The 19,082-nt window shown below is 65.9% G+C and carries 17 protein-coding genes; 9 read left to right on the top strand and 8 right to left on the bottom strand.

Annotated features, from left to right (window positions below; translation table 11 throughout):
• Nucleotides 1-2,292, bottom strand: coding sequence for a TonB-dependent receptor domain-containing protein (locus GGR13_RS02125; RefSeq protein WP_183211803.1), 2,292 nt, complete (start codon nucleotides 2,290-2,292; stop codon nucleotides 1-3).
• Nucleotides 2,293-2,533: 241 nt separating this feature from the next.
• On the opposite strand from GGR13_RS02125, the gene GGR13_RS02120 reads away from it, so the two are divergent.
• Nucleotides 2,534-4,147, top strand: a complete 1,614-nt coding sequence (locus GGR13_RS02120; RefSeq protein ID WP_183211802.1) for a serine hydrolase — start codon at nucleotides 2,534-2,536, stop codon at nucleotides 4,145-4,147.
• On the top strand, nucleotides 4,147-5,184 hold the full coding sequence (gene queG, locus GGR13_RS02115) for a tRNA epoxyqueuosine(34) reductase QueG (protein WP_183211801.1): 1,038 nt from the start codon (nucleotides 4,147-4,149) through the stop codon (nucleotides 5,182-5,184). Before GGR13_RS02120 ends, queG begins: the two co-directional genes overlap by 1 nt.
• On the opposite strand, the gene bamJ is transcribed toward queG, so the two are convergent.
• From bamJ to GGR13_RS02090, 5 genes are all read right to left on the bottom strand, one after another.
• Nucleotides 5,181-5,681: a BamJ family beta-barrel-assembly machinery protein gene (gene bamJ, locus GGR13_RS02110; protein WP_246347634.1), complete on the bottom strand. Its 501-nt coding sequence runs from the start codon at nucleotides 5,679-5,681 to the stop codon at nucleotides 5,181-5,183. The genes queG and bamJ overlap by 4 nt on opposite strands.
• A gap of 19 nt (nucleotides 5,682-5,700) precedes the next feature.
• Nucleotides 5,701-6,903, bottom strand: a complete 1,203-nt coding sequence (locus GGR13_RS02105; RefSeq protein WP_183211799.1) for a threonine ammonia-lyase — start codon at nucleotides 6,901-6,903, stop codon at nucleotides 5,701-5,703.
• Between the two features lie 91 nt (nucleotides 6,904-6,994).
• Entirely contained in the window at nucleotides 6,995-7,387 is a 393-nt protein-coding gene (locus GGR13_RS02100; protein WP_183211798.1) for an acyl-CoA thioesterase, read from the bottom strand.
• Between the two features lie 40 nt (nucleotides 7,388-7,427).
• A complete protein-coding gene (locus GGR13_RS02095) occupies nucleotides 7,428-9,386 on the bottom strand; it encodes a M1 family metallopeptidase (protein WP_183211797.1) in 1,959 nt (652 codons plus the stop codon).
• A 77-nt stretch (nucleotides 9,387-9,463) separates the two neighbouring features.
• Entirely contained in the window at nucleotides 9,464-10,711 is a 1,248-nt protein-coding gene (locus tag GGR13_RS02090) for a multidrug effflux MFS transporter (protein WP_183211796.1), read from the bottom strand.
• A gap of 175 nt (nucleotides 10,712-10,886) precedes the next feature.
• Here GGR13_RS02090 and GGR13_RS02085 point away from each other — a divergent pair, with 175 nt between their 5' ends.
• Both GGR13_RS02085 and GGR13_RS02080 read left to right on the top strand, forming a co-directional pair.
• Complete coding sequence (locus tag GGR13_RS02085; RefSeq protein WP_183211795.1) at nucleotides 10,887-11,606, top strand: SOS response-associated peptidase; 720 nt, start codon at nucleotides 10,887-10,889, stop codon at nucleotides 11,604-11,606.
• 601 nt (nucleotides 11,607-12,207) lie between these two features.
• Nucleotides 12,208-13,473 carry an acyltransferase family protein gene (locus tag GGR13_RS02080; protein WP_183211794.1) on the top strand — a complete coding sequence of 422 codons (1,266 nt, stop codon included), beginning with the start codon at nucleotides 12,208-12,210 and terminating at the stop codon, nucleotides 13,471-13,473.
• A 1,545-nt stretch (nucleotides 13,474-15,018) separates the two neighbouring features.
• Here the strand turns inward: GGR13_RS02080 and GGR13_RS02075 are convergent.
• A complete protein-coding gene (locus GGR13_RS02075) occupies nucleotides 15,019-15,414 on the bottom strand; it encodes an ArsR/SmtB family transcription factor (RefSeq protein WP_183211793.1) in 396 nt (131 codons plus the stop codon).
• The gene (locus GGR13_RS02070) at nucleotides 15,411-16,064 is read right to left on the bottom strand and encodes a peroxiredoxin (protein WP_246347633.1); all 654 of its coding nucleotides are present in this window, start codon (nucleotides 16,062-16,064) and stop codon (nucleotides 15,411-15,413) included. The genes GGR13_RS02075 and GGR13_RS02070 overlap by 4 nt, the downstream gene beginning before the upstream one ends.
• Nucleotides 16,065-16,323: 259 nt before the next feature.
• On the opposite strand from GGR13_RS02070, the gene GGR13_RS02065 reads away from it, so the two are divergent.
• The 5 genes from GGR13_RS02065 to GGR13_RS02045 all read left to right on the top strand — a co-directional run bounded on the left by GGR13_RS02065 (nucleotide 16,324) and on the right by GGR13_RS02045 (nucleotide 19,055).
• Nucleotides 16,324-17,250: an MBL fold metallo-hydrolase gene (locus tag GGR13_RS02065; RefSeq protein WP_183211792.1), complete on the top strand. Its 927-nt coding sequence runs from the start codon at nucleotides 16,324-16,326 to the stop codon at nucleotides 17,248-17,250.
• Entirely contained in the window at nucleotides 17,250-17,693 is a 444-nt protein-coding gene (locus tag GGR13_RS02060; RefSeq protein WP_183211791.1) for a YeeE/YedE family protein, read from the top strand. Before GGR13_RS02065 ends, GGR13_RS02060 begins: the two co-directional genes overlap by 1 nt.
• Nucleotides 17,690-18,142 carry a YeeE/YedE family protein gene (locus GGR13_RS02055; RefSeq protein ID WP_183211790.1) on the top strand — a complete coding sequence of 151 codons (453 nt, stop codon included), beginning with the start codon at nucleotides 17,690-17,692 and terminating at the stop codon, nucleotides 18,140-18,142. The genes GGR13_RS02060 and GGR13_RS02055 overlap by 4 nt, the downstream gene beginning before the upstream one ends.
• Nucleotides 18,135-18,788, top strand: coding sequence for a peroxiredoxin (locus GGR13_RS02050; RefSeq protein WP_183211789.1), 654 nt, complete (start codon nucleotides 18,135-18,137; stop codon nucleotides 18,786-18,788). Before GGR13_RS02055 ends, GGR13_RS02050 begins: the two co-directional genes overlap by 8 nt.
• Before the next feature lie 72 nt (nucleotides 18,789-18,860).
• Nucleotides 18,861-19,055, top strand: coding sequence for a YgaP family membrane protein (locus GGR13_RS02045; RefSeq protein WP_183212266.1), 195 nt, complete (start codon nucleotides 18,861-18,863; stop codon nucleotides 19,053-19,055).
• Nucleotides 19,056-19,082: the final 27 nt, after the last annotated feature.

The raw sequence follows: 19,082 nt of genomic DNA, 5'->3' as shown, positions 1-19,082 counted from the left end.
TCAGCCGCCGGTCGGGGGCGGGGCGAAGTCGAACTGCTCCGGCCGCCGCTGGCCACCACCGAAACTCCACGTCAGGCCGATGTAGGCCGCCCGGCCGCCGAAGGTCTGGTCGGCGCGGTCGCGGAAGGTCGGGGTGGTGATGGTGGTGATCGAGCCGAAGTCGTCGAAGACATCACGCACGGTCACCTGCAGGGACCACTTGTCGCTCAGCTTGCGGCGATAGCCGAAATTGACCAGCGTCGACTGCTCGCGCGTGCCCTGGGCCAGCAGCTGGTCACCACTCCAGACGCCGGAGACCTGGACGAAGTCGGCCGGAGTGGCCTGCCAGTTGAGGCTGAGCCGTCCCGAGACGCTCTCGCCCGACCGGTCCGAGCCGCCCGGAATGCCCGCCGCGTCGATCTCCTGGCGGAAAAGGTTGACGCTGGCATTGTAGCGCAGGGTCGGCAGCAGAGCCCCGTTGGCAACCAGCTCAAGCCCTGTCGAGGTGCTGGAGCCCAGGTTCTCGGGCCGGGTCAGGAAGACGCCGTTGCCGAGGTCAGTGGTAGTCTGGGTGAAGGCGTCGTTGGTGTTCCGGTAGTAGACGGTCGCCTGGTAGAAGGTCTGCTGCACGCGGCGCTGCCAGCTGAACTCCAGGGCGTCGGTCTCCTGCGGCAGGAGGTCCGGGTTGCCGGAGCGCAGGTTCTGGGGGTCGCCGAAGGTCAGGAAAGGGTTCAGGTCGCCTGGCCCCGGGCGCTGGATCCGGCGGCTGTAGCTGGCGCGCAGGGTCTGGGTGTCGCTGAGCTGATAGGACAGGTTGCCGGTCGGATAGGCGCGGAAATAGTCCTGGGACGTCTGGATGTTGCCGGTCACCTGATCGAGGTCGAGGTTGGCCTGTTCGAGGCGCAGGCCGAACTGGGCGGACAGTTTCTCGCCGAACGGCCGTTCGTAGGTGACATAGGCGGCGTGGACCGTCTGGTCGACGTTGAACAGGTTCGAGACCAGCGGGTCTGGCGTCAGACCGGTCGGCGTCGATCCGCGCGCCACCGAGTTGTCCAGTTCCAGCATGGTGGCCTGAAGCTCATAGCCCAGACGCAGGCGACCGCCGTTGGCCAGGGGCCGGACATAGGCGCTGGTGAAGCCGATCTGGTTCTGAAGGTTCTGGTTGTCGATCAGTTCGAAGAACGGGGCCCGGACCGGGACCGATGTGTTGGTGACCGTGTCGCCGCCGAAGCTGAACTTGTTGCGGTCCAGGCGGAGTTCGTTGGTCCATTCGTGGCCCTGGTCGTCGAAGCGGCGCAGGACGCGGCCGGTGGCACCGGAGAACTGGCCCTGGAAGCCGCCGACCGAAGACCGGTTGTAGGCCGAGGCGATGCCGCCCAGCGCATTGCGGGCCTCGAAGGTCTCGGTCGTGTCGCCGGTGCTGTCGACATCGGTGTGGCGCACCTCGGCAACGAACTGGGTCTTGTCATCCAGATTGTGCTCGGCCGACAGGCGGACGAAGACGCTGTTGGAGGTGCCGTCGACGTCCTGGATCTGGGTGGAGGGCAGGAAGCGGCCGGAGGCCGTGTCCAGCCGCTCGCGCAGGCGTTCGGTCTCCGAGATATAGGCGTCGTGGCGCAGGCCGACGTCGCCGGACAGGGTGGTCTTGCCATTCACATGCGAGACATTGCCGCCGACATTGTAGCGGCCCGAGTCGCCGACATTGGCGCGCAGCGAGCCGGTCGTCGTGTTGCTGGCCCGGGCGGTGCGGGGCTTGGAGATCAGGTTGATGACCCCGCCGGAGCCTTCGGGGCTGTAGGCGGCGGATGGGTTGGTCATGACCTCGACGCGGGCGTACTGGTCCGCTGGAAGCTGCAGCACCAGCGGGCCACGGCTGGGTCCGTTGAACTGGCTGGACGGGCGGCCGTCGACCAGGATGGTGACATTGGAATCGCCGCGCAGGCTGACATTGCCGTCCGGGTCGACCTCGACCGAAGGCACATTGCGCAGGGCGTCGGCCAGGGTGCCGGTCGTGGCCTGCAGGTCGTTGGCCAGGCTGTAGCTGGTCGAGTCGATCGAGGTGCGGACCTCGTTCGGGCTGGCGACGACGACGACTTCGTCCACGGTCGCGGCTTCTTCCTCCGCAGGCTTTTCGGCCGGCGCGGGGGGCGTCTGTGCCGGCGCGGTCGGCTGTGTCTGGGTCGGCGGGGCGGCAGGAGCCGGGGCGGGCCGGGGGGCCGTCTGGGTAACGGGCGGTGCGGCCTGGGCGAGGGTAGCGCCGGCGGGTGCCGTCAGGGCGACGCCGAGCAGGAGAGCAAGCTTGTACGACTTCACGACTTCGGACCCCTGAAAACAAACCGGACGCAGACAACGCGCTTATTCCGGCGAGCGCGTAGCAGGTGTCGGACCGCAAACCGTAGTTACATCTTCGTCACTTCATTACCGGCGGTTCATGCCGGTGGCGCATTCAAGGCGAAGGTCCGGTCCCGGCCGCCCACGCGACCCGCGATCCCTCGTCGACCCGCGCAGGGAAGGCAGGCATAACAGGGCCGTTGCCTGTCGCCGGAGCCCTTCCATGTCCATCCGCCTGTCCCGCCGGACCGCCCTTTTTGCCTCTGCGGGGGCCGTTGCCGTTCCTTCGGTGGGCTGGAGCCAGACGCCCGCCAATGACGATATGTCGCTGGCCACGGCCGTGGATGGCTTTGTCCGACAGGCCATGGCCGCCTGGCCCGAGCAGCCTGCGCTGGGCATCGTCGTGGTCAAGGACGGGCAGCCGGTCCTCACGCGCGGCTATGGCGTCCGCAAACAGGGTGAGGCGGCGCAGGCCGACGAACACACCCTGTTCGCCATCGCCTCCAACACCAAGAATGTCACGGCGGCGGCGCTGGCGATCCTGGTCGACGAGGGCAAGGTCAGATGGGACGAGCCGGTCGCGACCTATATTCCCGGCTTCACCCTGTCGGACCCGGTGATCGGCGCCCGGATCACGGTGCGCGATACCCTGAGCCACCGGGCCGGGTTCGGTCTGGGGGCGGGTGACCTGCTGTTCTGGCCCAATAGCCCGCGCACCCGCGCCGAGATCATGGCGGCGGTGCCGAAGGTGCCGATCGAGGACGGGTTCCGGGCCAACTACCACTACTGCAACCTGATGTTTGTCGTGGCCGGCGAGATCATTGCCAATGTCTCCGGCATGCCGTGGGAGACCTTCGTCCAGACCCGCATCCTGGACCGGCTCGGTATGAGCGAGACCGTGCCCTTCACCTCCTTGGCCGATCCGGCGCGGTCGGCCCTGCCGCACGGGCGGGTCGGGCCGCCCTTGCGCTATCAGGGCCCGATGACGGTGCTGGCAGACACGATTGCCGACATCTGGAACTGGGACTCGGCCGGTGCCGCAGGCGGGTTCTGCACCACGGCGACGGACTGGGCCAAATGGATCGCGGTGCGACTGGCCATGGGAGCCCTGCCGGACGGGACGCGGCTGTTCTCGGAAGCGACAGCGCGCGAGATGTGGCGGCCGAACATCATCGTCGGATCCTCGCCCGGGCCCACGGCCGAACTGCCCGGACGGGCCATTGCCTCCACCTATGCCATGGGCTTTCAGGTGCAGGACTATCGTGGCGAGCGGCTGATCAGCCACGGCGGCGGCTCGCCCGGCGGTATCTCGGCTACCGTCCTGATCCCCGGCCGCAACACCGGTTTCGCGGTCTTCTCCAATGCCGAGGAGAGCTTCCTGCTGCGGACCCTGCGCAGTGGCATTGCCGACATTGTCATGGGCAAGGGCGGGTTCGACTGGATCGCGGATTCGAAGCGGCTGGAGACCGAGGGCAATGTCCGGTCGATCGCCGCCGCTGCCGAAATTGATGCCAAACAGGCCGCCGGTGCTCCCCATCCGCTGCGCCTTGACGACTACGTCGGGACATGGACCGACCCATGGTATGGCGACATCCTGATCGAGCGGCGGGGTGAGGAGCTGTGGCTGTCGTTCAGCCGGACGCCCGCCCTGCAGGGCCCGCTGGAGCCCTATGATGGTGCGACCTTCCGGACCCGTTTCCCGGACAAGCGGGAAGAGGACGCCTTCATCACCTTCGCCATCGTCGATGGCCGCCCGGTGACGGCGACGCTGAAGGGCGTCTCGCCCGATATCGACTTCAGCTATGACTATCAGGACCTGAGGCTGACGCGGGCCTGATGACGGCGCACGATCTCCGTCCCGCGATCCGCGAGCAGGCGGCCCAGCTGGGTTTCGAGGTCTGCCGGTTCGCCTCGGCCTCGGAGCCCTGGAATTCCGGAGAGCGACTCGCGCATTTCGTCGAGGCCGGACGGCATGGCGAGATGGGCTGGATGGAGACGACCCTGGCCCGGCGCAGCCATCCCACCGCCATGTGGGACGGGGCCCGGACGGCGATCGTGCTCGGGCTGAACTACGGGCCCGAGGGCGATCCGCTGGTCGAGATGGACGATGCCGGCGCGGGCTATATCTCGGTCTATGCCCGGGGGGATGACTACCACGAGGTCATCAAGGGCCGGCTCAAGACCCTGGCCGGTCAGGTGGCCGCCCGGACCGGCGAGGACGTCAAGGTGTTTGTCGATACCGCCCCCCTGATGGAGAAGCCACTGGCCCAGCGCGCGGGTCTGGGTTGGCAGGGCAAGCACACCAATCTGCTGAGCCGCGAGTACGGCAACTGGCTGTTCCTGGGGGTCATCCTGTCAGCGGCCGAGATTACGCCCGACGCGGCCGAGACCGAACATTGCGGCTCATGCACGGCCTGTCTGGAGGCCTGTCCGACGCAGGCCTTTCCGGCCCCATTCCAGCTCGATGCGCGCCGGTGCCTGTCCTATCTCACCATCGAGTTCGCCGGGTCTTGGCCCGAGGAATTCCGGGTGGCGACAGGCAACCGTATCTATGGCTGCGACGACTGCCTGGCGGTCTGTCCCTGGAACAAGTTTGCAGCGGAGGCGAGAGAGACGCGGGTGAAAGCCCGTGCGGCGCTGGAGCGACCTCGGCTGGCCGAGCTCGCCGCGCTGGATGACGCTGCCTTCCGGGCCCTGTTTGCGAAGAACCCGGTCAAGCGGATCGGGCGTGACCGGTTTGTTCGCAACGTCCTGTATGCGATCGGCAACTCGGGCGATGCAGGTCTGCGACCTGTGGCCGATGCGCTGACCCGGGATCCGGACCCCGTGGTCGCGGAGGCGGCGACCTGGGCGGTCGGACGGTTGCCGGCCTAGACCTGGGTCGAGGTCGGACCGCCGCGCGGCGCACCGGGAATATTGGCCACATCCAGCAGCTGGACCCGGAACACCAGGGCCGCGTTGGAGGGGATCTTGGCCCCGCCACCGGCTTCGCCATAGCCGAGCGCCGGCGGGATATAGATCATCCACTCGTCGCCGACCTTCATCTGGCTGAGGGCGGCGGTCCAGCCGGGGACCACCTGGTCCAGATGGGTGGCATAGGGCTGGCCCCGCTCGAAAGAGCTGTCGAAGACCGTGCCGTCGATCAGCGAACCCTCGTAGTTGACCAGAACCAGATCATTGCCATCGGGCTTGGCACCGCCCGCCGGGCCGGACTTGATGATCTTGTACTGCACGCCGGACGGCAGGGTCTGAATCCCTTCGGCCGTCGCATTCTTGGTCAGGAAGGCCTCGGCCGCGGCGAGGTTGGAGGCCGCATCGCCCCCTGCCGCCGCGTCTTCACCGCCACCGCAGGCCACCAGGACCAGTGTCATGGCAGCGGCAGCCGCCGTTCTAACCCATCCGTAGCGCATATCCCTGGTCCTTCAACGCCTGGCCAATTTCATCAGCGTGGGCGCTATCGCGCGTTTCCACCATGATGTCGAACTCGGCACCCTTGGCCGGCACGTCAAGGGCGAGGCGGTTGTGAACCACATCGATGATGTTGCCGCCAAGCCCGCCAATGACCGCAGCCATGGCCGACAGCATACCCGGCCGGTCGTCGCCCAGGATCCGGTAGACGATCAATCTCCGTTCACGGACCATCTCGCGGTTGAGTACCACGGCCAGCATGCGGGCATCGATATTCCCGCCGCACAGGACAAGGCCCACCTTCAGGCCCCGGAAGCGGTCGGGATAGGCCAGCAGGGCCGCCAGCCCGCCTGCCCCCGCCCCTTCGGCCACGGTCTTTTCCAGCGTGGCATAGAAGGCGACGGCCTTTTCGAAATCGGCCTCCTCGCAGACCATGACATCCTCGACCAGCGGGTCGGCCAGGGCAAAGGGGATGTCGCCGACCGCCTTGATGGCGATCCCTTCGGCGATGGTCGCCCCGCCGCATTTCGGGGCCTCGCCCCGACGGCGGGCGGCGAAGGATGGATACATGGCCGCCTCGACGCCGAAGATGCGGATGTCGGGCTTCATGGCCCTGGCCGCGATGGCACAGCCCGCGATCAGCCCGCCGCCGCCGATCGGGATGATCAGGGCGTCGAGATCCGGCGCGTCCTCCAGAAACTCGATGGCGCAGACCCCCTGGCCCGCCACGATGCCCGCGTCGTCGAAGGCGGAGATAAAGACGAAGCCGTGTTCGTCGCGCAGGCGATGGGCTTCCTGGGTCGAGGCGGTGAAGTCGGCCCCCTTGATGACCACGGTGGCGCCGTGGCTGCGGGTGCCGTCGGCCTTGGTGAAGGGCGTGCCCTCGGGCATGACGATGGTGACCGGGATGCCCAGCCGTCCGCCGTGATAGGCGAGGGCCTGGGCATGGTTGCCGGCCGAGGCCGCGACGACACCGCGCCGGCGCTCGTCGGGCGTCAGCTGGCTGAGGCGGTTCAGGGCCCCGCGCTCCTTGAAGCTGCCGGTGAAATGCAGGTTGTCGTATTTGACCCAGACCTCGGCCCCGGTCAGCTGGGACAGGCGGCGGGAATGGCGGACGGGGGTGCGGTCGACCTGACCGGCGATACGTGTCTGAGCTGCCTGGATATCGGCAAAGGTTACAGTCATTTCGGCTCCCGGACGTCGATCTTGTGGGCGATCGTTGCGGGCGTTGTGACGCAGGGGAAGGGGGCACGCAACACCGTGCGGCCGAAAGGGATCAGGCCGGTGCGGTCGGCAGGGGACGGGGTTTGCGATCGTCGCCGATGGCCACATAGGTGAAGACGCCCTCGGTGACGCGAATGACGCTTTCGGCGGCGCGGGGGCGTTTCCACGCCTCGACATGGACCCGGATCGAGGTGCGGCCGGTGTGGATCACCCGGGCATAGATCGAGACCTCATCCCCCACCGAGACCGGCTGGTGAAAGACCATGGCATCGACCGCCACCGTGGCGCAGCGGCCTTCGGCAAGGGCAAAGGCGGGGGTCGCTCCGGCGACATCCATCTGGGCCAGCAGCCAGCCGCCGAAGATGTCGCCCTCCGGATTGGTGTCGGCGGGCATGGCGATGACGCGGCCAACCAGCTGGCCTTCGGGAGAATCGGGGGAGGACATGCGGGCGGTTTACCTGAGCCGGTGCCGCCCGCAAGCCGGATCAGCCGCGCGGCACCCCCACCACGGCATCGATGCTGCCGGTCGTGACCGGGTGGTAGCCGGGCCGGGCCTGGGCATACAGGCGGGTGGCAAGCGGGCGACCCCAGTCCCCCTCGGCCCAGAGGGCGGTGAACAGCGGCAGGACGAATTTGCGCCGGCCCTGGGTCAGGAGGAACCGCTCCAGCGTCGGCACGGCCGGCTGGTAGCGATGGGCCACCGCGACCTGCAGCCAGGCGAAGACCAGTTCGGCATTGCCCTCACTGTCCAGGTTCAGCGTGGCCTGGAGGTCCGCCAGCTGGGCCGGGGTCAGCCAGCTTGCGCCGCTGGCCTGGCTGGCCGGACGCCAGTTCAGGAAGCGCTGGCGCTGCTGGGTGTTCCAGCCGGACCAGGGGATGGCCGAGGCCGGGCCCTTGTCGGCGAAGAAGGCGATCGCCGCAGCATCGACCGGTGCAAAGGCGGCCGAGACCGGAGTCCGGGCATTGGACGGCAGGCCGGGCTGGTAGATCCAGGCGTCCATCTGCAGCTCGGCCTCAAGCGCAGCATCGCCGCCAATCAGGTGCTGGCGGATGTCGGCGAGGAAGAGCTCGGTCGTCATGGGCCGGAAGGCGTTGCGATCGAAATAGCCGCGCAGCCAGCCGTCGAAGGCCTCGCGCCCGACCGTGCGCTCGATGGTGCGCAGGAAGGCCGCCCCTTTTTCATAGGCGATGTCGGTCATGCCATCGTCGGGATCTCGCCCGTCGAGGTCGAGCTTGAGCCGGGTGTCGGGGGCGGGCAGGTCGGCGATGGCCGACTGCAGGCTCTGCCAGCCGAGCACCTCCTCCTGCATCGCGCGATCCGGGCCGTAGACGGCCTCCATGATCCGGTTCTCGAAATAGACGGTGAAGCCCTCGTTCAGCCAGAAGTCCGACCAGGTGGCATTGGTCACCAGATTGCCCGACCAGGAGTGAGCCAGTTCGTGGGCCACCAGACTGACCAGCGAGCGGTCGCCGGCGATAATGGTCGGCGTGGCGAAGGTCAGGCGCGGGTTCTCCATCCCGCCGAACGGGAAGGACGGCGGCAGGACCAGCAGGTCATAGCGGCCCCAGCGATAGGGGCCGTAGAGGCCCTCGGCCTTCTCGACCATGGCCTCGACCTCGGTGAACTCGGCGGCGGAGGCGGCGAGACGGCTCGGCTCGGTCCAGACACCGGTCCGGGCCCCCAGCGAAGCAAAGGCGACGTCGCCAACGCCGATCGCAATCAGATAGGGCGGGACCGGGTTGGTCATGCGGAAGCGGTAAGCCGTGCGACCCGGCCCGGCGGGCTCGCCGTTCGGGGTCAGCATTTCGGCGCTCATCACGGCCTTGAGCTTGTCGGGCACGGTGATGCGGGCGGAATAGGTCTGGCGGATGCCGGGGCTGTCCTGGGTGGGGACCCAGGTGCGGGTCAGGATCGCCTGGCCCTGGCTGAACAGATAGGGCGACGCTCCGCCCGCCGTCTGGGCCGGGGTCAGCCACTGCAGGGCGGCGGCGTCCGGGCGGGTGGCGTAGCGGATGGCGATCCGGCGCGTCTCGCCCGGGCCAAAGGCCGGGAAGCGGACGGTCAGGGGCCGCCCCAAGATCGGATCGTCGTCGCCGACGACATACTGCAGCGGCTGTCCTGCGGCGTCGGTGATATCACGGATGTCGAGATTGCGGACATCGAGGACGATCTCGTTGGCCCCCGGTTTGGCCGTGATGTCCAGGCCGGCGGTCCCCGACAGGGTCTTCGCCTCGAAATCGGCATTCAGGTCCAGATCGACATGGGTGACGCGCGCGATCTCGGGCCGGGCGTGGGAGTGGATGTCGCGGACATAGTCGACCGGAGCCGTTGCGGAGGCCGGCAGGGCAGGCATGTCGGCCCCCGATGCGGAAAGGCTCGCGCATCCTCCCAGAGCCGAAAGCAGGGCGAGGGCGGACACCATCAGGGTGGCTGGGCGGGTCATCGGGTACTCCGGACTGGACGATCGCGGGGACAACGCACAGGCCGGGCCGAAAGATCAAGTCCGCAGGCGGATCCGTTTCAGGCCGTGACGACCTGAGGGCGGCTGCGGGCCACGAACAGACGACCCCGCTCGGCCAGCAGGACGAACAGCAGGGCCAGTCCGCCGCAGGTCGTGATCCCGACCGTCATCGGCACGACCGTGCCGTCGAACTGCTGGCCGATGAAGAAGCCGGCCAGCGATCCGAATATGGTCTGGATGAAGCCCTGGACCGAGGAGGCCGTCCCGGCGATATGGCCCATGGGCTCCATGGCCATGGAGCCGAAATTGCCGGCGATCAGGCCGAAGCAGAACATCGTCAGCCCCTGCAGGACGGCAAAGGTCCAGATCGTTTCGTGGCCACTGAGCGCGACCGCGGCATGGATCGCCCCCATGACGATGAAGCCCAGAAGCGCAGCATGCGAGATCAGCCGCGAGCCCAGACGCTCGACCAGCCGGGCATTCAGGAGCGAGGCTACGGCGATGCCGCCTGCGATGGCAGCAAACACGGTCGTGAACCGTTCCGGGGCCAGGAAGACGTCAAAGAAGATCTGCTGTGAGGAGTTGATGAAGGCGAACAGGGCCCCGGTGATGGCCGTCATCGCCAGGGTATAGCCCATGGCCATGCGACTGGTGACGACCTCGCGGAAGGCGGCCCGGATCCGGCCTAAGCGGATCGGCATCCGGTCGGCCTCGGCCAGGGTTTCGGGCAGGCGCAGGAACGCCCAGACCAGATAGGCGCTTGCCGCCAGACCCAGAACCCCGAAGATCCACGGCCAGGGGGCCACGGTCAGGACCAGCTGGCCGACCGCCGGGGCGACGATGGGCACGCCCAGAAAGACCAGAAAGCTCAGCGACATGACCCGCGCCATCTGGCGTCCCGAATAGCGGTCGCGGACGATGGAGACGGCGAGGACTCGCAAGGCCGCAGCGCCCAGTCCGCACCCGATCCGGGCCATGATCAGGGTCTCGAAGGTCGGGGCCAGGGCGGCGGCCGCGCTGAAGGCGATATAGAGACCCAGTCCGACCATCAGGATCGGCTTGCGACCATAGCGATCAGCCAGCGGACCATAGATCAGCTGCGCCCCGCCGAACCCCAGAAGATAGGCGGTGATCACCCACTGCCGGCTGTTCTCGTTCGCCACCCCCAGCGCCTCGCCGATGGCCGGCAGGGCGGGCAGCATGGCGTCGATCGCCAGGGCATTCAGCGCCATCATCGCCGCGATCAGACACACGAACTCAGGGAAGCCGGGGCCCTTGGGGATCGAACGCGTGGAGGACACTGTCATCGGCGTCAGATGGCGGCTGAAGATGACAGCCGCAACCGGGGACGGCCAGATAATGCTGCGATGCAACATGATTTGACGATGTCCCACAAGGGCGCGAGGTTGAATCGCGAGGCGGTCCATCAGGTGTCCCTCCTGCCGACTCCCCATCCGAGACATCTGCTGTCACCATGGCTGGATGTGCAATCTCTACAGCTATCGCAAGGGGCCGGCGGCGATCCTGGATCTGGCGCGGGCGATGACGAACGGGGCGGGAAACCTGCAGCCGGGGGAGTTATATCCCGACTATCCGGCCCCGATCGTCCGCAATGAGGCGGATGGCACGCGTGCGCTGGTGATGGCGCGCTGGGGGCTGACGTCGTCGCGCAAGCTGATCCTCGACAATGCGTCGAAGCGTGCGGACAAGCGCCGGGCCAAGGGCGAAACGATCGACGCCGAGGGGTTTGCGGAGATCCTGCGGATGGAGCCCGACGGCGGCACCACCAATGTCCGCAACACGGCCTCCAGCCACTGGAAATCGCATCTGGAGCCCGCCAGCCGGTGCCTCGTGCCCTTCACCGCCTTCAGCGAACCGGGCCGGGACGCCGTGGGCAAGTACCGGCCGGTCTGGTTCGCCCTGGGCGAGGACCAGCCGGTCGGGGTCTTTGCCGGCCTGTATCATCCGGCCTGGACGGGGGTGCGCAAGATCAGGACGGGGCTGGAGACGATCGACCTGTTCGGCTTCCTGACGACCGAGCCCAATGCCGAAGTGGGTGCCGTCCACCCCAAGGCCATGCCCGTGATCCTGACGACCGAGGAGGAACGCGATGTCTGGATGCGGGCCCCCTGGTCTGAGGCGAAGATCCTGCAGCGCCCGCTGCCGGACGGGGCGTTACAGGTTATTGCAGCGCCCTCCTGATCAACGCGAACGGCTCGTCGACCGCCGGTTCGTGATCCCGGGGTCGAACCGCTGATCTCGCCGATCAGGCACACTGGATGCGCCCACGGCCCCCAACGTCATTGATCGCCTCAGTTCGCAGCGTCTTTCGGATGTCGTCGCCGCAGCGCGCAGCCGCTCGCGCCTGAGGTCGTCGGGATCCACCCTGAAATCAGAGACGGATGCGGCTGTCACGGGTTGTTCTCGGGCAGGTTGGGTTTGCCGCTCGGCAGCGAATGAAATCTGACAAGCTTAACGAGAGCCTGTGGACAAAATATTCTGAAAGACAGTGTTTTGCCTGTTATCTGTAATTCAGGCTTCCAATTGTGCGACCTGGCCTTGTGATGGTCGCTTTCGGTGACTACGCAACCTTATGGTTCAGTGGTCTAGCCAGGCGACCCGGTCCGGGATGTCGCCGTTCAACAAAGAAGCGATCGCGTCCGGCCTGAGTTGGCGGTGCGCAGACAGACAGTCCCAGCCTGCACCAGGTCCCGGGGCCACGTAGCCCAATTCAAATGCGCTCGGGAGTGAGTGGCCCGGCCGAAAAGGCCGTGGGGTCGCTTGAGCCTGGGCCAGGAACTCCATGCAGACGAAAGCGCGTATCCTGGGCATAGACCTGTTGCGGTCGGTGGCCATCCTTGGGGCCATGGCCAGCCACGCCCTGACCGCAGCAGACGCCTTTCACTGGGGCGATACGGCTGCAATGCAGCTTGCCCGCCTCGCGATGGGACTGGCAACTCCGATCTTCATCTGCCTGTTCGGCTCGATGCTCGAAATCGTCTATCGAAGGCAGATTGCGACACAGGGATTTGAGGCGGTCATCCTGAAGCTGCTGTCGCGTGCGCTTCAGTGCTATGTGCTTTACGTGCTGGCCCTCGCCTTGCATGTCGCCGTGGGTGATTTCTCAGCGGGCTACGCTCTGAGGTGCGCACTCCTGATTGGTGTCACGCCATTCTCCGACATTCTCAAATTCTATGCCGTGATCCTGGCTGTCGCGCCGCTGATCCTCTGGTTGTCACGGCGTCGTTCCGGCCTCGTGTCCCTTTGCATCGCAGGGGTTGCCCTTCACCTTCTTCATCCATGGCTGCCCGTTATCAGTGTCCCGCCGGGCTATCTGTTCGGAGGCAACTATCTCGATTTTGCCGCCGGCTTTGTCTATGGCGGCGGAAAGGGGCCAGGCGGTCCTTCCCTGCTGCACGGGCTGACGCTCGTGATCTATGGCATGGTGCTGGGGCGGCTTGCGCTCTCACTTCTGAAGGAGGTCGGGCGTGGCCGCGCCTGGGCGAGACTCCGGCTTGCAGGCGCAGCATTCGTTCTTTCTGGTGTCGTTGCGAGCCTCTGGCCATGGCATGCGCCCCTGGCCGAGCCAGTCCAGGCCTTGATCGAAATGACCTACCGCAATGGCAACGATCCGATCTATTTCGCGCTCGGGTCGCTGGCGGCAACCCTTCTGGCCTGGGCCTTCCTCGAGGCCTACGACGTGCGACGTGTAAGGCTGGGGTCGGGCGTCGCGTTCATCGGGTCCAGCAGTCTGTTCACCTTCTCTTTCGGGAACATGATCCTGATCGCCGCGCCTGATCTTGATCTGGGCCCCGCACAGTCCCTGTTCTATGCGATCGCTCTGCTGTCCGCCGTGTTCCTGCTGAGCTGGCTATTCTGGGCCAGCCTGAAATCAGGACGCACCAGCCTGGTCGAAGGCGGCTCGGGCCTGCCGGCGAACTGGGCGCGATTGCAAGCCGGCACAATCGGGGTCCTGTCCCTGTCGGTGGCCGGAGCCGCCGGCGTCTATGGGGATATTCTGATGACCCGAGATGCTTCGTCCTTGCGCTCGAGGCGACGGAAGTCCTGAGGTCAGAGCCTGTCAGGAAGTCTCGCGTCACGCTCGAAGGCTATGGCGGAATGCGCGGCCAGCATGATCCGTGGATATGCCCAGAGAGGAGCAGATGAACCGGATATCTCCGCCACCCGATGCCGGAAAAGACTTGGTGCGGGCGGTCGGAATCGAACCGACACTCCTTTCGGAACCGGATTTTGAGTGCGTTGGAGGCATGTTAACTCAAGATCACCCACATACCCTCAGACACCCCTGCGCCCGACGCAGGCTAGTGTCTATCCGGCTCAGGTAGTCACACAAGAGCACCATCAGCCTCCAACAATAATCGGCCCTCACCGAGGCGATTACACAGGATTTACACGCGCTTTTGCCAAACTCGCTGCCATCGCACGGCAAGCCGGTAACGGTCGATTTCGCAAGTGCACCAACGTGCAACTCCGTTGCAAAAAGGCACAGTTTTTTCGGCTGAGGTTCTTTTTCCAACACTCTACACCTAGTGCGCGCGAGAGAGACATTTTGCCGGCGGTAATGCCTGCCTATGCTCCATGCTCGTGAGCTTATGCGAGCTGAATTCTGGACCATCATCCAAGGGCTAATGGAGCGCGGCGCTTAGGCGGACTTGGCTTCGTCCTCTCGTCAATCCTCTTACACGTTGCGTGAGGTTTAGACGTGGGCTTCGTGAGCATCGCCTCCAGCAGTGCGGCGAACCGCTGAGTTCGCGCGGAGGCGATCGCCGAGAGTAGTATCAACTTTCGGCTCTCAGCGCTTCGCATGTTTTTGCGTAGCAGCAAGACGGTTCGATCAATCTGATAACTCGGTCCTACTTCTTTTGCACACCGCAAATGCGAAGCGGACGATGCAACCGGTTGCAATCGGGATAGCACAACGTGGCTCCGGTGCGGTCTATCACCAGCGGCGACAGGCGGCCGTCAAGGCCGCTAGACCCGCAGGCTGTCGTCCGGGGCGCGCACGAGGGGTCTGGTGAAGGCGGAGACGGCGGCGAGGCCGTGGAAACCGACGAAGACTGACGGGGTTGGCGTATAGCTGCGCTAAATGTCGGTGCCGAACAGATGGCCTATTCCGGCGCTAAGTCCCCGGGCGAAAGCCCCCCGAAAGGTGCGCGCAAGACGGCCTTGAGCGTGCCGGCGGGGCCGCCCTTGGCACCGAAGCCGCCCGCTAGGGCCAGGCCAACAAGCGTAAACACGGGGAACAAGGCGTCGTAGCGATGTTCGCCAGATCGCCTCCGACGATGGCGATCGCTAAGAGCGGCAATACGCCTCTAGGGAGCGGCTCCGTCAGTCCCGCTAGGCTGTGTTTCATAGTTCCCTTCGTCACCAACTGACGAGGGGAGCAAAAGCCTGCGAGTGTCGCCTTGCCAGCAGGAGCAGTATCCTGGAGTTTGGCGGTGTTGGGACGCGCTGCCATGGTCAGCTCCGCGGTCCCCCCCCCCTTTTTTTTTTAGGCGACCTTCAGAAGGTCCACATTTGGCAAGCGAACGGCTGTCCGTTTCCTGCCAATGTTGGCTATTGCAAGCGTCCGCTTTGAGAAACGCTCTGGCGTCTATGAAATGCGTGCAAAAGCAGCGGCACCGGGCGTGTTCGAAGGCGTCGGCGGGGCAGGCGTGCTGGAAATAGCAAATGACAGTGCGGCGGCCGCGTCGCGAGAGCCACCGAACATCGCTTCAATGCCCTTCACGCAGACCATCACATTGTCGTCGGCCAGGCGGTAGTAGATCTGCTTGGCTTCGCGCCTTGTCTTGACCACATCGGCGCGTCGCAACTCGGCCAGCTGTTGACTCAAAGCCGGTTGACCGATGCCGGTTGCTTCGTCGATCTCGCTGACTGTGCGTTCGCCCTCGATCAGGCGGGAGAGGATCATCAGGCGCTGGGGCTGGGCGTAGGTCTTGAGCCGTTCGGCAGCAGCATCGGCGGCGGGACGCGAGGCATAGAGTGTCATTGGCCGTCCGCCTCCGTGCGGCAGAACCATGCCCCGTTGCTACCCGCGAGGACCCCCGCCTGATCTTGCGGTGCCGTCGCCAGAAGGTCCTCGCCCGGACGCCATCCTTCGGGAGCAAGGGCATCGCCTCCGGCTGTCCGCTGAAGCGCCGCAACCATGCGCAGCATCTCGTCGACCGAGCGGCCGACGTTGAGCGGGTACCAGGTCATGGCACGGATGACCCCTTCGGGATCGATGAAATAGGTTGCCCGAACGGCAGATGAATCGGGCGAGTCCGGCTCGATCATCCCGTAGGCGCGACCGATCGCCATGGAGGGGTCCTCGACGATCGGGAACGGTATGGTGACGTCGAACCCGTCGCGGATCGCACGGACCCATGCCAGGTGTGAATAGAGGCTGTCCACGGACAGTCCCAGAAGCCCGCAATCCATCGCGGCGAAGGCCTCTGCAGCCTTGGCGATGGCGACGAACTCGCTGGTGCACACCGGGGTGAAGTCCGCCGGGTGCGAAAAGAAGACCAGCCATCTGCCTCGATAGTCCGACAGCTTCACAGGGCCCAGGGTCGAGCGGGCCTGAAAGTCAGGGGCGACATCGCCCATGCGCAGCGGGCGCTGGCCAGCGGTGGCGGCGGAAGCGGGCAGATCCATCATCTTGTCTCGTTGGCATCACAGCGGGGTTGACGCAACTCATATACACGATTACACAGATATTGTAATCATGAGTTTGAGGCGAAGTGAAAGTGACCCCTGCCCTTGACCGTCCCTGGATTTCGAGATCCGTCAGACAGCGCCGGCCGAGTGTTGATCTGCGTCAACGAACGATGGCGGGCCCTCGTGTCTGCTCCTCACTGACGATCGGGGCTCGCTGACCATGAGCGACCATTCAATCCCTGACCGGCCGGAGGCCGCCATGACCGATACCCACCTGGACATCGCCACGACGATTATCGAGCAGGCCTGGAGCGGCGCGGGGCAGGCTCCGCAGGTAAAGGCGTTCTTTGACGAGCCGACCAATACGGTCAGCTATGTCGTCCATGATCCGGTGACCCGCGAAGCCGCCGTCGTCGACAGTGTTCTGGACTATGACGCAGCGGCGGGCCGAACGTCCTTCGCCTCGGCGGACGCCATCATCGCCCATGTGAAGGCCGAGAGCCTGACGGTCACCTGGCTGCTGGAGACCCATGCTCATGCCGACCACCTGTCGGCAGCGCCCTATCTCAAGGCTCATCTGGGCGGTCAGCTGGCGATCGGTCGCGAGATCATCCACGTCCAGAATGTCTTCGGAAAGATCTTCAACGAGGGTACCGAGTTCGCTCGCGACGGGTCGGAGTTCGACCGGCTGTTCGAGGACGGCGACCGGTTCCGGATCGGCGGGCTTGAGGCCATCGCGCTTCACGTGCCTGGTCACACGCCGGCAGACCTGGCCTATGTCATCGGCGACGCCGTCTTCACAGGCGACACATTGTTCATGCCGGATTATGGCACCGCGCGCGCCGACTTCCCCGGCGGCGACTCCCGCCAGCTTTACCGCTCGATCCGTCGACTGATGGCCCTGCCCGAGCGCACGCGCCTGTTCCATTGCCACGACTACAAGGCCGCCGGACGCGACACCTTTGCCTGGGAGACCACGGTCGGGGCCCAGCGCACGGGCAACGTCCATGTGCATGAAGGCGTCGGCGAGGACGAGTTTGTGGCCATGCGCGATGCCCGTGACGCCACCCTGTCCATGCCCAAGCTGATCCTGCCCTCCATCCAGGTGAACATGCGCGGCGGGCACCTGCCCGAGCCTGAGTCCAACGGCACCCGCTACCTCAAGATCCCGCTGGACGTGCTGTGATGGGTGACCTTCTTGCCAACGCCATGCCGCTCCAGGGGCTGATCGGCGGACTGATGATCGGCACGGCCTCGGCCATCATGCTGCTGGGCCTAGGACGCATCGCCGGCGTCAGCGGTCTGGCAGCCCGGGCAACCGGCATTACCGTCGATGGCGCGCCCCGGCCACTGTCGATCGCCTTTGTGGTCGGCCTGCCGCTCGGCGCCCTGCTCGTGGCTCTGATCCTTGGACCTGTCGAAGCGCGGTTCGAGCAGGGCGTCGTCACCCTGTTGATAGGAGGCCTGCTTGTGGGGTTCGGCACGCGGCTGGGCAGCGGCTGCACCAGCGGACACGGTGTCTGTGGCATGTCACGACTGTCGGCCCGGTCGCTGGTCGCAACGGCGACCTTCATGCTGACGGGGTTCGCGACGGTCGCCGCCATGAACGCGATGGGGCTGGGTCAATGAAGCGCCAGATCGCCGTCACCCTGGTCGCCGGGGCCCTGTTCGGTGCCGGTCTGGCTGTATCCGGCATGGCCGATCCCCAGCGCGTGCGCGGCTTCCTTGACCTGTTCGGTGCCTGGGATCCCACCCTGGCCTTCGTCATGGGCGGTGCCCTGATCCCGATGGCCATCGCCTGGCGCATCCAGAAGCGGATGCCGACGCCGATGGCGGCCGAGCGGTTTACCCTGCCCACCGCGCGCGATCTCGACCCCCGCCTGATCGGCGGGGCTGCCCTGTTCGGCATCGGCTGGGGCGTCGCCGGCCTCTGCCCCGGCCCCGCCATTGCAGACCTGGCCATCGCCCCTGTCCCAGCCGCCATCTTCGTCCTGGCAATGCTGGGCGGGATGATCCTGCACCGCCTGCTGCCCGCCACTCCGGCGAAGCAGCCCCAACTGGAGACATCCAATGTCTGATACACAATCCGCTATCGGCCTGCCGCGCCTGAACGCACCCGCTCCGAACTTCTCGGCAAAGACCACACATGGCGACCGATCGCTGGCCGATTACAAGGGTCAGTGGCTGGTGCTGTTCTCGCACCCGTCCGACTTCACACCCGTCTGCACGACCGAGTTCATCGGTTTCGCCGGGGTCGCGGCCGAGCTGAAGGCGAAGAACTGCGAACTGCTGGGCCTGTCGATCGACAGCATCTTTTCCCACATCGCCTGGACACGGAACATCGCCGAGAAGTTCGGCGTCGAGATCCCGTTCCCGATCATCGAAGACCTGAAGATGGACGTGGCTCGCGCCTACGGCATGATCCATGAGGGAGCCAGCGACACCTCAGCGGTTCGCGCGACCTTCGTGATCGACCCCGAAGGCATCCTACGCGCCATGCTCTATTATCCTATGAGCAACGGCCGCTCGATCCCCGAGATCGTCCGACTGGTCACCGCCATACAGACGAGCGACGCCAATGGCGTGGCGACCCCCGCCGGATGGCAACCGGGCGAAGACGCGATCGTCTCGCCTCCAAAGACCGTCGACGCCGCCAATGCCCGTGAAGGCGAGGGCTTCAAATACACGGACTGGTATTTCTCGACCCGTCCGATCGCCGCTTGATGTCGTAACCCGGCGCGGTCGCATCGGCCGCGCCGGCACCCCTTTTACCCAAGGACATTCGCCGTGAAGAACATGGGAACGCTTGACCGGGTCATCCGGCTTGCCGCCGTCGCGGCCGTTATCGGCGCCTATGGACTGGGACTCATCGGCGGGACCCTCGCCCTGGTTCTCGGAGCCGTGGCCGCTGTCCTCCTGCTGACCAGCCTGACTGCGACCTGCCCGGCCTACATGCCGTTCGGCCTGTCCACGCGCCGCCGTCGCCGCTGAGCCTCACCCGCACATCCCCGATCAAGG

Source organism: Brevundimonas variabilis, assembly GCF_014199945.1.
In the GTDB taxonomy this organism is placed as follows: domain Bacteria; phylum Pseudomonadota; class Alphaproteobacteria; order Caulobacterales; family Caulobacteraceae; genus Brevundimonas; species Brevundimonas variabilis.
Note: the sequence above shows the minus strand (reverse complement) of the source record. Positions and strands in the feature narration are given on the sequence as shown.